Genomic DNA, 14616 nt, shown 5'->3' on the forward strand with positions numbered 1-14616 from the left:
CGACTACCGTTGACGACGTGAGTTATGACCCGTACGGAAGCGATGTCCTCGCCACCGATTGGCGAAAGAGCAAGACCCCGCCGCCGCAGGAGCACGAAGCGGTAACCGACCTCGTCGTCGAAGAAATGATGACCGGCTGGTGCGGTGCCGTCACCGGCATCGAGGGCAAAACAGTCCAGCTCGAAGACCGCCACGGCAAACGTCGCGTCTTCCCGCTCGGCCCCGGCTTCCTGCTCGAGGGCAAACCGATCATCCTCACCGTGCCGAAGAAGAAGGCCGCCGGGCCGACACGCACGGCTTCGGGCTCGTTCGCCGTCGAGGATTCACGGGCCCGCGTCGCACTTCCGTCCCGCATCTACGTGGAGGGCAGGCACGACGCCGAACTCGTCGAGAAGGTATGGGGCGACGACCTCCGCGTCGAGGGCGTCGTCGTCGAGTACCTCGGCGGCATCGACGACCTCGCGGCCATCATCACCGACTTCGCGCCAACCCCCGACCGCAAGGTCGGGGTACTCGTCGACCACCTCGTTCGTGGATCCAAAGAGAGTCGAATCGCGGATGCCGTCATGCGCGGCAAGCACGGAGGCAACGTTCTCGTCGTCGGTCACCCGTACATCGATGTCTGGCAGGCCGTCAAGCCGGCGCGCGTCGGACTCAAGGAATGGCCGAACATTCCGCGGTCGATCGAGTGGAAGAAGGGTATTTGTGCCGCCCTCGGCCTGCCGAACGAGAGCCAGGCGGATATCGCCCGGGCGTGGCAGGCCATTCTCGGGCGGGTGCGCAACTACTCAGACCTCGAGCCGGCGTTCCTCGGGCGCGTCGAAGAGCTCATCGACTTCGTGACGGCACCTGCCCCGTAACCCGGGTCACCAGCGGTTGCGGACATCCTCTGCCCACCCCGTGATGCCCGAGAACGAGACGCGGTTGCCGGTGTCATCGAGCAGCCAGCCGTTGAACGTCCCGAAACACTGGTGCCCGAACGACGAGAAGACCTTGAGATCGGTGGCCGACACTTTGTCGTAGAACGGCGTGAACGTGATGTCGCCAGAGTCGCCGAAGATATGCCACGGCGCGAGCCAGTTCTCAGTGTCGTAGTCCCAGGTCAGCTCCTCGCTGATCTTGCTCATCCGTCCGTCAACGAACAGGGCGTTCTCGGTCAACCCGGTGCCGTCGGTCCACTTGGAGCCGAGCTGCACCCCGATCACCCGACCGTCCCAGACCCCGGAGCCCGCAGCCCAGTTCCAGTGCATCGAGTACGGCCAACGGCCTCTGCCGTGGTCGAGGGTCGCCCAGGATGCCCCTCGGGGGATGTCGATTGCAGCGCCGTCGATCCGGATCGTGCCGGATGCGGGTCGGGCGACGTCTTTCACCGTGTACTGGAACCGCGTCTTCGACCACGGCACCACAACGCCGAGCGCTTCGTGGCCGTCAGGCCTCGCGGCGAGAACGTCGAGGTGCACGAGCGAGGTGTCCGCTCGCAGCCGGGTACCGCCCTCTTCCTCGGTGATCTCGACCTGCAGCGGGCGCGTGCGCACCCGCGCCGGGCCGTCGCCGAGGGTGCCGGGCAGGGTGACACTCCCGCTGAGCGGTCGGATCACGCCGGTGTGGATGACCTCCTGCGACTCGCGATCGAAGAGCCACAGGTCGTGGACCGAGGCGTAATCGAGGCTCGAGACAGTGACCGAGACAATGTGGGTCGGCGTCGTGACCGCCCAGTACTCCCAGCGCTTGTTCCTTCCCCAGCCGCGGCCGAACCTGCCGATGCCGTCCGTGGTGTGCAGGGGTGTCCGTGTGAAGCCGACGGCGGCGGGGTTCAGCCGCCCGTCCGGCCCGGTGAGCGCGACGGATTCGGTGATTTCACTCTCGCGCATCGGCGGGTGGGTCCTCTCGGGGTGTTTGGGTGTTTCCCGCGGTAAGCCGCGCGTTGACGCGCCGGACGACATCCGGGGTCAGCTTCACGATCCGGCGGTCGTAGGTCAGGATGCCGTTGAGCTCGTCTTCGACGTCGGAGAGCTGTGTGTAGACGGTCGCGGCGAGTCCCAACCCTACGGCCGGGATCACCTCAGCGTCGTGCAGCCGCTCGAACGCCGCGTCGAGTTCGGCGTGCGAGCGATAGCGCCGGTAGCCGAATTCCTTGTCGCTGAACGCGTGTCCCGGCTCGCGATAGCTGTAGCCGCCGTACTCCGAGAGCACGACAACGCGGCCGTCCTCTCGCCACGAGCGGCGCATCCGGAACGGCCGGATGTACACGTGCAGGCTCTTCACGTCACCAGCCCCCTGGTCGTGCCAGCCGCTCGCGTGATCGATGGTGCGCGTCGGGTCGAGTGCTCGGACCTCGTCGGCAATCTCTTGCGCGTCGAACTGGCCCCAACCCTCGTTGAACGGCACCCACATCGCAATGCTCACGACGTTCGACAGCAGCTCGATGGTCTCGTGAAGTTCGCGGCGGAACTCGGCGCGACCCGCCGCATCCGCTCGCCCGAACAGGTCGTAACGGTCGTCTCTGAACCGCACGGGAGTTGCGGCGGGCAGGGTGATCACGGCTGGGCGATAGGGCGCGCCACCGTTGACCATGTCCTGCCAGACCAGAATGCCGATCCGGTCGCAGTGCGCGTACCAACGCAGTGGCTCGATCTTGATGTGCTTGCGCAGCATGGTGAAGCCGAGGTCCTTCATGGTGCGGATGTCGGCGATCAGTGCGTCGTCGGACGGCGCGGTGTAGAGGCCGTCGGGCCAGTAGCCCTGGTCGAGTACTCCGGCGTGGAAGTAGGGCTTTCCGTTGAGCAGGAGGCGCGGCACGCCGTCGGCGTCCGTGCCGGTGCCGAAGGAACGCATGCCGACGTAGCTCGTGACCTCGTCGGTGCCGAGAGTGACGCGGATGTCATAGAGGAACGGGTCTTCGGGGCTCCACGGGCGCACGTCACCGAGAGGAATCCGGGTGGGGGAGTTGGCCTGCACCGTCGCCTCGGCCACCGTCTGCCCGCCGGCGGTGACGACGACAGTGGCCTGCGCGTCGGCCTCAGAGATCACGGTGACCTCGACGGCGCCCGCCTCGAGCTGCGGCGTGAGCTGGAGACGCTCGATGTGAGCGTCCGGCACTGATTCGAGCCATACCGTCTGCCAGATGCCGGACTGGGCGGTGTACCAGATGCCGCCGCGGTCGAGCTTTTGTTTGCCGTGTGACGCCGGCACGGTGTCCGACGCATCGTGAACGGCAACGGTGAGCGTCGCGCGACCGCTGCCGATGGCATCCGTGACATCGATCGAGAACGGGAGGTACCCGCCGACGTGCGAACCGACGGATTCACCGTCGAGAAACACCTCGCACTCCGAGTCGACGGCGCCGAAATGCAGGAGGAGGCGGCCGACGTTGAAACCGGCTGGCAGGTCGAGCTCGCGCCGGTACCAGAGCGTCTGGTCTGGGGTGAGCTGGCGGTTGACACCCGAGAGCGCTGACTCGGGGGAGAAAGGCACGAGGATCGGTCCGTCCCACTCGGTCGGTTCGGTCTCGTCGTTGACTCTCGCCCGGATCGCGTATTGCCACCGGCCGTTGAGGTTGAGGTAGCTGTCACGCACCAGCTGCGGTCGCGGGTACTCCGGGAGGATCGCGTTCTCGTCGAGCGCGTCGCCCTCTGTGGTTGTCAGGTTCATGCTGCCGTTCTCCTTATCAGGGCACGGATGGGGAGGATAGCGACCACAAGCACTGCCGCTGCGGCGAGGAAGATCCATGCCGTTGGGACCTGCTTCTCGACGCCGAGATCGACGTACGTTTCCGCGGCGCCCACGATCACCGCTGCGCCGATAAACGGACCGGCGACCATGGGGATGAGCACGGCCGCGATCATCCGAAGTCCCTGCACGCTCCCGACGCGATCGGTCGGCGTGTGGTCTCGTACCGTCGCCGAGAGTGTCGCGATCGAGAGCATGAACCCGGTCATCATCACGATGCCGGCGAGGATCACCGGCACCATGTCCCGCGCGAAGAACATGAGAATCAGGCCTGCGGCGAGTATGGCGACCGCCGGGGTGATCGATCGAACCTTGCCGAATCGGTCGATGAGCCTGCCACCGAGAACGCTCAGAACTGATGCCGTCACCAGCACGGTTCCGAGAACAATCGCATAGCCGTCGATCTGCAGGGTTCGCTGGATGTAGATGATGAGGTACGGGAGGAAGACCTGCGTGCTCGTACCGACGATGGCGAGGCACACGAGCGTGACGTACAGCGTCGGGTTCTGCCGAACGGCACTCGGTCTGAGGCCGGCGACCACGGCGGAGAAGTAGCCGCCGGGTAGAGGGGTGACGGTCACCGGGTCACGGACGAGGAACCACGCGACGACGCCGACGAGGCTGGTCGCACCACCGATCAGCAGGAAGAACTCGCGCCAGGCGCCGGCCTGGGTCAGTCCGTCGAGCGCACCGAACACGATGAGCATCGCCAGGAGCGGGAGGATCGCAAGTACCGAATCCACGCGTCCCCGGTTGGCTGGCACCGTCGACTCGGTCACCCAGGCGTTGAACGCCGCGTCGTTGGCGCCGGCCCCGAGCACACTCATCAGGCAGTCGAGGAGAATGACCGCGAGAACGGTGAGGACGACGGCATCGCCAACAGCGGCCAGCTCGCGGATGCCGTCAACGCTGAGAAAACCGAAGGTCGCTGTCGTGAGGCCCCACAGCACGTACCCGATCGCGATGAACTCGCGGCGTCGGCGGACCCTGTCAGAGGCCGCGCCGAGGAGCATGGTGGCGATCGTCGCGCTGACGGCGCTCGCCGCAACCATGAGCGCAAGCACCGCTGGATTGTCGGTGATCGTGTCGTAGACGAACACGTTGAGGTACATGTTCTCGATGGTCCACGCGAGCTGCCCGACGAGCCCGACGAGCACGATCGAGGTCCAGACCCGGCCACTGAGAGCTGGCGCAGTGCGCTGGGAGGACCCGGGTGTGCCGGTGACGGGCGTCGTTGTCATCGTGGTCCTCATCATCGGGGAAACCGGCCTGAACGGCCTCCGCTGATCATATCGGCGGGTGGCCGCAACCGTGCGAGCGGCCGCGAAACAGGAGACCGGGCAATTATCAGGAGGCTCGTGGCGATCTCGTCCTGATCACCGCGCGATCTCCTGTCCATCCGTTGCTGCACAAGCGGCGAGCCGTCGAGCGAAATTTGTTGCACTAGCGTGCCATGCAAGCTAGCTTGTGAGCATGACAGCGGATGTCGGCGCACAACTGCGCAAGGGCGTGGTCGAGTATTGCGTCCTCGGCCTGCTGTCGCGCGAGCCGATGTACGGCTGGCAGCTGTCAGAGACGCTGACCGCGGCGGGCATGATCGCGAGTATCGGCACCCTCTATCCCGTGCTCGGTCGCCTGCGGGAGAAGGGCTTCGTGACCTCGTTCGATGAGGCCTCCGACGCAGGCCCTGTGCGCAAGTACTACCGGCTGACCGCGGCTGGAGTCGAGCGACTCGACGCGTTCCGGCAGCAGTGGGCGCCGTTCCAGCACACGGTGCAACATCTCATCGAAGGGAACCCCGTCCATGACTGACCAGACCCCGCAGGTCGTTCGCAGTTACCTCGCCCAGCTGGATTCGGCACTCGAGGGGATCCCCGCCGAACTCGCTCGCGACATCCGCTCAGGGGTGGAAGAGGAGCTGGCCGGGCTTGACGCCGCAACGGCATCCGAACGCATCGAGGAACTCGGGGATCCTGTCTTCATTGCGGCCGAGGCACGGGATGCCATGGGCACGGTTCCCGCGCGGGCAGTCGTCCTTGAGGCACCGGCGAGCAGCCTGAGCGCGTCACGTGGCTTCGCCATCACCGCTGCGTTGCTCGTCGGAATCGGCGGGTTCATCGTGCCGATCGCCGGCTGGATCGTCGGCATGGTCATGATGTGGATGTCGTCGGCATGGCGCCGGTGGGAAAAGTGGGTGGCGACGCTGGCGATTCCTGGCGCGGCGATTCTCGCGGGGATCGTTGCCGCGATCGGTTCGGCCCTCGGCCAGCCCAACGGCGAGGTGCCGATCGGGATGCTGTCCGGCTGGCACGTTTTCCTGATCGGCGTGCCGTCGACGATCGTCGTCGGTATCTGGCTGCTCTGGCGCGCCAGGGGGCGCGTTTTCGCCTGACAGCGATAACAACCCGCCGCCGTTGTTTTGAGTTAGTCAAAACAACCGTGTACTCTGGAAGATACCGAACGACCGCTCAATGCTGCGCCGGGTGCGCAGATTGAGAGATTTCCACCCGGGTGCAGCCAGTTGATTCGCCGCCCGAATCGGTGGGTCATCGGCGCCATGCGCCGAGCAACGTCGGACCGGAGACGGCCGCACGCACACCCGAATGTGCTGCGGCACGTGCCTGGCAACACAGCCAGACGCTCACAGCCAGAAGGCAGAGGCCAGGCGCTCGTCCGTCGTGTCGCGGAAGCGGCACACAGAAGCTCACACCCGAATAACAGGAGAACCCATGTCACGCTCTTACCCCCAGATGACCGAAGCGACGCTACTCCTGGGAAACATCTCAGCCGAGCATGTCTCGCAGCAGCACGTCACGCCGCCGACGCTGAACGATGACGAGTACATCGCAACGCTGTCCACCAGCAGCCCGGGAGCCCCCGGCTACGTCGTTGGACGACGCGTTCAGGGCAAGGCTTACGACCGAATCGTGATGAACTACGGGCCCGCCGACAAGCCCTGGCAGCGGACCTGGCAGCTGGACGCCGACCGCGGAGCCCGGGTCAACTACCAGATCCTCGACGACACGTCCTCGACGGGGTTTGCCACAGCCGAACGCTGATCGGTTCGCCTCACTCAGTCCGCGAAGATCGGCGGCACCCGCTCGCGCCACGGCATCGCCTGCTCAAGCTGAGCCGCAACGGAGAGAAGCAGGTCTTCGCGGCCGTGCGCGGCCACGATCTGAACGCCGATCGGCAGTGACTCCCTGCTCTCACCGAGCGGCAGGCTGATCGCCGGGTTGCCTGAGATGTTGAACGCCGCGGTGAACGGGCCGTACTCCGAAATTCTGGCGAGCCACTCGCGGGCGGAGTACCTGTCGTTGTCATAGTCGAGGGTTCCGTGCGGCGCTGGCAGTTGCCCGATGGTCGGTGTGACGAGCAGGTCGAACCTCTCGAAGAACTCGGCGACTGAGCGGGTCACCCGGTGCTGGGCGTCGATCGACGCCATGATGTCGAGTGCGCTCGCCCGAGCAGTCTCCTCGAGCACGCGTCGCGAGACTCCCTCGAGCAGCGCGGGATCCGGCCGTCTCGGTGCCCTCAGCATCGCGGCGCCGGTTGAATAAACGGCGAGCATTTCGCCCTCGATCAGGTCGTCGGCATCGAGAGCAGGCATTGCCTCTGAGACGGCGTGCCCGATCCACTCGAGGGTCTCGGCCGCGCGCACGGTCGCGAGCCGCACGGGCTCGTCGACCGTGGCATCCGACCACGCAGTCGACTGCAATGCGACTCGCAGGCGTCCCGGGTCCTGTTGCGTGCTGTCGACGAACGGATGCCGTGGGGCGAGCGACGTGTACTTCTCGCCGGCGGTCGGTGCGCTCACCGCATCGAGGAGAAGGGCGGTGTCGCGCACGGTGCGGGTGAGCGCGAATTCAGTGATCAGGCCGAACCCCGCCTCGCCGGCCAGCGGACCCGACGGCGTTCTGCCCCGCGTCGGCTTGAGTCCGACCAGCCCACAACTCGACGCCGGAATGCGGATCGACCCACCACCGTCGTTGCCGTGCGCGAGCGGAACGGCACCGGCCGCGACGAGCGCAGCGCTTCCGCCGCTCGACCCGCCGACGCCTCGATCGAGAGCCCACGGGTTACGCGTGATCCCATAACGGCGCGACTCTGTGGCGAATGTGAGACCCAGCTCCGGCGCCGTCGTCTGGCCGAGCGCAACGAGTCCCGCCCGCCGAAACCGCGCCATGAGTTCGTGGTCGACCTCGGCAAATGCACGGTTGATGCTCCGGCTGCCGAGTGTGAACGAGATATTCCGCGCGAACGGACCGCTGTCCTTGATGACGAAGGGCACGCCGGCGAGAATCCCGGCCGCGTCGGCGTCGAGTGCGGGGTCAAAGAGATCCTGAGTCAGTGCATTGAGGTCGGGATTCACTGCCGCGATTGCCTCGCGCGCGACAGATTCAACCTCGGCACCGGTCACCTCGCCGGCCGCGATCAGGTCGCGAAGGCCCGTAGCGTCGAGCGCTGAGTACTCTCGCAGCTGCACACGGACTCCCTTGACTCGTGGATAACGCTCATAAAACAAAAGACCCGGTCGGCCTGAAATTCAAGCTGACCGGGTCTTTCTCAATGTGCCCTCGGAGGGATTCGAACCCCCGACCTGCGGTACCGGAAACCGACGCTCTATCCCCTGAGCTACGAAGGCGTACAACTCAAAACTACCAGAATTTCAGCGCGTTGATTGCCCGCGCTGGACGGTCGTTTCGATCGCCGCGGAGCTAGGCGGGAAGATTCTGCATCACCGCTTCGGCAAGCTCCTCGACGTCGCCCGGTTCGAAGAAGGTTGTCGACCGTGCCGCGATCCAGTATGACCCGGTGAAGATCTGAGCTTCTCCCTGGGAGTCGATGACCGTGAAGTAACCCTCGATCGGCGGCGCACCGTAGGTGGGGACCGGCGTGCTCTCGGTGATGGCGAGGTTTTTCAGAGCGGTGAGCTCATCATCGCTGAGCTTGGCCACCGCGATGTCGACAGTGTCCTTGCTCGTGTTGTGGACCCACTGGCAGGTAAGCCCGTTCATGCCCGCGATCTGCCCCGGCTTTGTGTCGGGGTTCGGGGCGGCGTCTTCAACGAGCGTGAAGTTCGGGTTGTAGTTGTAGATGTCGTCGGCGCTGACGAGATCTCCGCACGACGCATCGATGGGCTGGCTCACGACCGGTGCGTCGCTCGCCGGGGTGGTCTCGCTCGGTGTCGAGGTCGGCTCGCTTGTCTCGCTGGATGTCGGTTTGGGTGTCGCAGTCGCGGAGCTGGTGGACTCAGCGCCCGGGGTGCATCCCGTCAGCACGACAGCGCCGACGGAAACGGCGACGATCAGCGCGAGGGAACGGGAAGAGCGGGGGAACTGAAGCGAGGTGGCCATGTACGTCTCTCTCTGAGGATGTACAAAAGATACCAAGCCCTGCATGCTCCAGTGATCAGGCCCGGTGGTGGGTCGGGCCCGAAGGGTGAGGCGCGGGCGCTGCCGTAGAATTGAGTCCGTGACCCCTGACGATCTCTCCGCTGCCCTGTTCGACCTCATCCTTCCTCTCGCCGAAAGTCACCGCGAGGGATCGAGCGCAGAGATCAGGCGCGAAGACGTCGTTCTTGAACGCCCGAAGAACCGCGACCACGGCGACTGGGCATCGAATGTGGCGATGAAGCTGGCGAAGCGCCTCGGCACAAACCCCAGGGAGTTCGCCGCGCAGCTCGCAGCCTCACTCGCCGATGTCCCCGGTGTCGCGACCGCCGAGGTCGCTGGACCCGGCTTCATCAACGTGCGCCTCGATGCTGCAGCAGCGGGAGCGCTCGCGAAGAAGATTGTCGACGAGGCTGACGCATACGGCCGCAACGAGTCGCAGGCTGGCAGGGCGATCAACCTGGAGTTCGTCTCGGCGAACCCAACCGGCCCACTCCACATCGGTCACACCCGTTGGGCCGCGCTCGGCGATTCGATTGCACGCGTGCTCAAGGCATCCGGTGCCAACGTCGCGAGCGAGTACTACATCAACGACGCAGGCAGCCAGATGGACACCTTCGGTGCATCTGTGCTCGCCGCCATCCAGGGCAAGCCCACTCCAGAGGGTGGATACCCCGGCGCATACATCGCCGAGCTTGGCCGCCAGGTGCTTGAGCTCAAGCCGGACCTTGCGGAACTGCCCGACGACGAGGCGCTTGCCGCCGCGCGGGAACTGGCGTACAAACTTCAGCTCGCTGAAATCGAGAAGTCACTCGCGAGCTTCAACGTGCACTTCGACGTCTGGTTCTCGGAGCGCACCCTGCACGCGAAGAACCCCGAAACCGGCACGAGCCCGATCGATGACGCCGTCGAGCGGTTGCGCGCACAGGGTCACGTATTCGACGAGGACGACGCCGTCTGGGTACGCACCACCGACTTCGGCGACGACAAGGATCGTGTCATTCGTCGTGGCAACAGCATCTACACCTATTTCGCAGCGGATGCCGCGTACTACCTCTCGAAGTCCGATCGCGGTTTCGAGCACAAGATCTACCTGCTCGGTGCAGACCACCACGGTTACGTGCACCGGCTCAAGGCGCTTGCCGGTGCTGCGGGCGACAACCCCGACACCGACATCGAAATCCTGATCGGGCAGCTGGTGAGCGTCAATGGCGCCAAGCTCTCCAAGCGAGCGGGCAACATCATCGAGCTCGACGACCTGCAGGCCTGGATCGGTACAGACGCGTTGCGCTACTCGCTTGCGCGGTACCCGGCCGACTCGCCTCTCACTCTCGACCCGGAGCAATTGAAAAAGCGCAGCAACGACAACCCGGTCTTTTATGTGCAGTACGCCCACGCACGCACGCGCTCCGTTGCCCGCAACGCCGAGGCAGCCGGTGTCGACCGGTCGGCATTTGCCCCCGAACTTCTGGCGCATGAGACCGAGTCGGCACTGCTCGGCGCCCTGCAGGAATTCCCGCGAATTGTCGCTCAGGCTGCTGAACTTCGCGAACCGCACCGCATTGCCCGCTACATTGAAGAGGTTGCGGGTCTGTACCACCGTTGGTACGACAATTGCCGGGTGATTCCGCTCGGAGACGAACCGATCGGCGACGTGCACCGCTCGAGGCTGTGGCTCAATGACGCCACAGGCCAGGTCATCCGCAATGGTCTCGACCTCCTCGGCGTCACGGCTCCAGACAGGATGTAGCGATGACCTCCTCGGATATCGACGGCTGGGAGACGCTGAGCAGCCGTGCAACCGTGACCGAGGATCCCGAGCCGCCGCGCAGGAAGAACCGCACAGCACGATGGATTGCCGTTGTCGTGATCTTCGCCTCCGTGATCGCCCTCGCGATCGGCGGGCTGTTTCTCGCCGAGAGCGTTACGAGGGGCATCGCGACAGACGCGATCGCGGTCGCCGTCGAATCCAGCCTGCCGTCAGCCGTCGATGCTGATGTGGATGTGGACATCGCGGGGGAGTGGGTGCTGTTCCAGATATTCTCGGGCAGCCTCGAGAAGGTCACGCTGACGAGCGATGACGCCATGGTGGACGGCAGCCCCGCCGACTTCACGCTCGTCGCGACCGATGTTCCGCTCGACCTCAAGCAGCCCGTCGGTGACATCGACGCAACGGTGAGCCTCGGACCGGGCTCGATCAACGAACTCCTCACCCTCCCGGGCAACGACGCGGAGGTGGCGCTCGGCGACGGCACCGTCAGCTACGCGGACGAGGCGTCCATTCTTGGTTTCACCCTCGGCTACCTCGTCGAGGCGACGCTGTCGCCCAACGGAACCGACGTATTTGCCACTCCGGTGGCCGCTTCTGTGACGACGGACGTCGGCTCGCTCGACGTCTCGGGTCTGATCGAACGGATACTCGGGGCACAGCCGGTGCGCATCTGCGTCGCCGACCGCTTGCCCGTTGGCGTAACGATCACGAGCATCGACGTCACTCCGGAGAGAGCGACACTGAACCTCCGCGCGAGTGACTTCACCCTGAATGGTGAGTCGCTGCGAGCGCGCGGCACCTGCCCCGATCCGGCGTGATGCTTCCCGCCGGCCGCAGGACAACGAGCTGACGCCGGCAGGACAACGAGCTGGATGCCCGGTCGCGCATACAGGGCGTGCCAGAATTTGCTGACGCTCGCGATTCCCGCCCCCTGAGGACTTCTCGGTAGGATTTGGGAATCTCCACCGCACCCTGAAGCGGTACTCCATCACCCGCACGATTGGTTTCTGCCGTGGCTTCTCACCCACTCGCCCCCGCGTGGCTGGCGGTTCCGGACGACGCCAACTCCCTCTCTCCAGCGGTGTTCAGCCGAAACATCGGCCGCGATGACGATGGGGTCCTCACGGTTGCCGGTGTTCCGGCGACCGAGATCGCCCAGACATTCGGAACCCCTGTCTATGTCTTCGACGAGGCCGACGCCCGCGAACGGGCCAGCCACGTGCTCGCCGCCTTCTCCCGCGAATTCGAAGCGATCGGGTCGAAAGCAAAGGTTTATTACGCGGGTAAGGCGTTCCTCTCCACCGAGATCGCACGCTGGGTCACCGAAGCCGGCCTCAACATCGATGTTTGCTCAGAGGGAGAGCTCGCCGTCGCCCTCGCCGCCGGCGTAGACGCATCCCGTCTCGGTCACCACGGGAACAACAAGTCGCTCGCTGAGATCGACAGATCCGTCTCGGTGGGAATGGGCGCAATCGTGATCGACAGTCTCCAGGAGATACCGCGCGTTGCGGATGCCGCGGCGAGGCACGGTCGTCGCCAGGCGGTTCGGCTCCGGGTCAACAGCGGTGTGCACGCGCACACCCACGATTTCCTCGCAACGGCGCACGAAGACCAGAAGTTCGGGCTGCCGCTCGAGCACGCGGCGGATGCCGTTGCTGAGATCCGTTCGTTTGACTCCCTCGAATTCCTCGGTCTCCACTGCCACATCGGGTCACAGATCTTCGGTGCCGATGGTTTTGCCGAGTCTGCGGCACGGTTGCTCGCGGTGCACAGGGAACTTCTCGCAGCGGGACCTGTGCCGGAGCTGAACCTCGGCGGTGGCTTCGGCATCGCGTACACGACGGCTGACGACCCCGATTCGATCGACGACCTCGCCGCTGCGATCGCCGGCATCGTCGCCGCCGAGTGTGCGCGCCTCGAGATTCCCGTTCCGCTCGTCGCATTCGAGCCAGGTCGCGCGATCATCGGCCCGAGCGGCTTCACCCTGTATGAGGTGGGCACGACGAAAGACGTGGAGTTGATCACGGATGCCGGGACGACGGCGACGCGACGCTACGTCAGCATTGACGGCGGAATGAGCGACAACGCCCGGCCGGCGCTCTACGGTGCCGACTACTCGGTGCGGATCGCCAGCAGGACAAGCGAGGCAGCCCCGGTTCTCATCCGTCTCGCCGGGAAGCACTGCGAATCAGGCGACATCGTCGTCTCGGACGATTACCTCCCCGGCGATGTTGCCCCGGGGGATCTCGTCGCCGTCCCAGCGACGGGTGCCTACTGCTGGTCGCTCGCGAGCAACTACAACTACCTCGGACGCCCGCCCGTCATTGCCGTGAAAGACGGCACTGCGCGAGTCATCGTCCGCGGTGAAACCGAGGCTGACCTACTGGCGCGCGACGCCGGATTGGATGCACGATGACTGAATACCGCACAGTTCGGGTGGCGCTGCTCGGCGCCGGGTCCGTCGGTTCGCAGGTGGCGAGGCTGCTTCTCGCCAACGGCGACGAACTGGCAGCCCGCGTCGGAGCCAGACTCGAGCTCGCCGGTATTGCCGTCCGCAATGTTGACGCCGAGCGAGACGTGGAACTGCCGCGAGACCTGCTGACAACCGACGCCGAGTCGCTCATCGTCGGGGCTGACATCGTGATCGAGCTGATGGGTGGAATTGAGCCCGCGCGCAGCTACATCCTCTCCGCCATCAACTCCGGAGCCGATGTCATCACGGGCAACAAGGCGCTGCTCGCGGCGCACGGCCCCGAACTCTTTGCGCAGGCGGAGCAGGTCGGTGCGGAGATCTACTATGAGGCAGCCGTTGCTGCCGCCATCCCGATCATCCGACCGCTGCGCGACAGCCTTGCCGGTGACAACATCAACCGGATCCTCGCGATCGTCAACGGTTCGACGAACTTCATTCTGGACCGCATGGACCGCTTCGGCGACAGCATGGAGGACGCACAAAAGACGGCGTTCGAACTCGGGTTCCTCGAGGCCGACCCGACTCTTGACGTCGGTGGCTACGACGCCGCCCAGAAGGCGACGATCCTCGCGAGCCTCGCGTTCCACAGCAGTGTCGACCCTGAGGGTGTCTACCGCGAGGGCATCGAGCACATCACCGCCGAGCAAATCGAGGCGGCGAGAAAGGCGGGCTACGTCATCAAGCTGCTCGCCATCACCGAGCGCATCACCGCTGAAGACGGCACGGCTGGCGTCTCCGCACGCGTGTATCCCGCGCTCGTGAGCCGTGAGCATCCGCTCGCCGCTGTCCACGGAGGAAACAACGCAGTTTTCGTCGAGGCTGAAGCTGCCGGCCCCCTCATGTTCTACGGTGCAGGTGCCGGGGGAGTGCAGACGGCGTCCGCCGTCCTGGGAGACCTCGTCTCCGCTGCCCGTCGTCACGTCGCTGGTGGCCCGGGTCTCGGGGAGTCCACGCACGCGGACCTTCCCCTGCTTCCCATCGGTGAGGTCGTCACCAAGTACCAGATCACCCTGCGGGTCGATGACCGGCAGGGCGTTCTCGCCGAGGTTGCCACGGTTCTCGCCGACGGCGGCGTTTCGGTCGAGACTGTCGAGCAGACCATCGAATCGACGGAGGACGTCCCGACGGCGTACCTCGTCATCGGCACGCATGCCACCAGGGAAAGAGCTCTCCAGTCCACCGTCACGGCGCTCAACGCGTCGGGTGTGGTTGAGTCAGTTGTCAGTGTTCTACGAGTTGAAGGAGTCTAG

General features: G+C 65.3%; 13 protein-coding genes and 1 tRNA gene. 8 read left to right on the forward strand and 6 right to left on the reverse strand.

Translation table 11 applies throughout. The annotated features are described in order from the left end of the window. Window positions 1–17: 17 nt before the first annotated feature. Entirely contained in the window at window positions 18–860 is an 843-nt protein-coding gene (locus C3E77_RS04135) for a DUF3097 domain-containing protein (RefSeq protein ID WP_108390468.1), read from the forward strand. Between the two features lie 6 nt (window positions 861–866). On the opposite strand, the gene C3E77_RS04140 is transcribed toward C3E77_RS04135, so the two are convergent. The 3 genes from C3E77_RS04140 to C3E77_RS04150 are packed head-to-tail and all read right to left on the reverse strand — an operon-like array spanning window position 867 to window position 4970. After that, a complete protein-coding gene (locus C3E77_RS04140) occupies window positions 867–1871 on the reverse strand; it encodes a DUF2804 domain-containing protein (protein WP_108390469.1) in 1005 nt (334 codons plus the stop codon). Continuing rightward, window positions 1858–3651, reverse strand: coding sequence for a glycoside hydrolase family 2 protein (locus C3E77_RS04145; protein ID WP_108390470.1), 1794 nt, complete (start codon window positions 3649–3651; stop codon window positions 1858–1860). Before C3E77_RS04145 ends, C3E77_RS04140 begins: the two co-directional genes overlap by 14 nt. Beyond that, window positions 3648–4970 carry an MFS transporter gene (locus C3E77_RS04150; protein WP_108393044.1) on the reverse strand — a complete coding sequence of 441 codons (1323 nt, stop codon included), beginning with the start codon at window positions 4968–4970 and terminating at the stop codon, window positions 3648–3650. Before C3E77_RS04150 ends, C3E77_RS04145 begins: the two co-directional genes overlap by 4 nt. Window positions 4971–5202: 232 nt before the next feature. Between C3E77_RS04150 and C3E77_RS04155 the strand changes: the two genes are divergently transcribed. From C3E77_RS04155 to C3E77_RS04165, 3 genes are all read left to right on the forward strand, one after another. Continuing rightward, entirely contained in the window at window positions 5203–5541 is a 339-nt protein-coding gene (locus C3E77_RS04155; RefSeq protein ID WP_108393046.1) for a PadR family transcriptional regulator, read from the forward strand. Further along, window positions 5534–6121, forward strand: coding sequence for an HAAS signaling domain-containing protein (locus tag C3E77_RS04160; protein WP_108390471.1), 588 nt, complete (start codon window positions 5534–5536; stop codon window positions 6119–6121). Before C3E77_RS04155 ends, C3E77_RS04160 begins: the two co-directional genes overlap by 8 nt. A gap of 337 nt (window positions 6122–6458) precedes the next feature. After that, complete coding sequence (locus C3E77_RS04165) at window positions 6459–6788, forward strand: hypothetical protein (RefSeq protein WP_146188089.1); 330 nt, start codon at window positions 6459–6461, stop codon at window positions 6786–6788. Window positions 6789–6802: 14 nt separating this feature from the next. On the opposite strand, the gene C3E77_RS04170 is transcribed toward C3E77_RS04165, so the two are convergent. From C3E77_RS04170 to C3E77_RS04180, 3 genes are all read right to left on the reverse strand, one after another. Further along, window positions 6803–8215, reverse strand: a complete 1413-nt coding sequence (locus C3E77_RS04170) for an amidase (RefSeq protein ID WP_108390473.1) — start codon at window positions 8213–8215, stop codon at window positions 6803–6805. Between the two features lie 86 nt (window positions 8216–8301). Further along, window positions 8302–8374, reverse strand: a tRNA-Arg gene (locus C3E77_RS04175). Between the two features lie 73 nt (window positions 8375–8447). Next, window positions 8448–9086: an iron ABC transporter ATP-binding protein gene (locus C3E77_RS04180; protein WP_162924907.1), complete on the reverse strand. Its 639-nt coding sequence runs from the start codon at window positions 9084–9086 to the stop codon at window positions 8448–8450. Between the two features lie 118 nt (window positions 9087–9204). Here C3E77_RS04180 and C3E77_RS04190 point away from each other — a divergent pair, with 118 nt between their 5' ends. The 4 genes from C3E77_RS04190 to C3E77_RS04205 all read left to right on the forward strand — a co-directional run bounded on the left by C3E77_RS04190 (window position 9205) and on the right by C3E77_RS04205 (window position 14616). Further along, window positions 9205–10872 (forward strand): arginine--tRNA ligase, encoded by a 1668-nt coding sequence (locus tag C3E77_RS04190; protein ID WP_108390476.1) that lies wholly within the window; start codon window positions 9205–9207, stop codon window positions 10870–10872. 2 nt (window positions 10873–10874) lie between these two features. Continuing rightward, window positions 10875–11711, forward strand: coding sequence for an LmeA family phospholipid-binding protein (locus C3E77_RS04195; protein ID WP_108390477.1), 837 nt, complete (start codon window positions 10875–10877; stop codon window positions 11709–11711). 194 nt (window positions 11712–11905) lie between these two features. Then, a complete protein-coding gene (gene lysA, locus C3E77_RS04200) occupies window positions 11906–13309 on the forward strand; it encodes a diaminopimelate decarboxylase (RefSeq protein ID WP_108390478.1) in 1404 nt (467 codons plus the stop codon). Continuing rightward, window positions 13306–14616: a homoserine dehydrogenase gene (locus C3E77_RS04205; protein ID WP_108390479.1), complete on the forward strand. Its 1311-nt coding sequence runs from the start codon at window positions 13306–13308 to the stop codon at window positions 14614–14616. Before lysA ends, C3E77_RS04205 begins: the two co-directional genes overlap by 4 nt.

Source organism: Mycetocola zhujimingii (assembly GCF_003065425.1).
Taxonomy (GTDB): Bacteria; Actinomycetota; Actinomycetes; order Actinomycetales; family Microbacteriaceae; genus Mycetocola_A; species Mycetocola_A zhujimingii.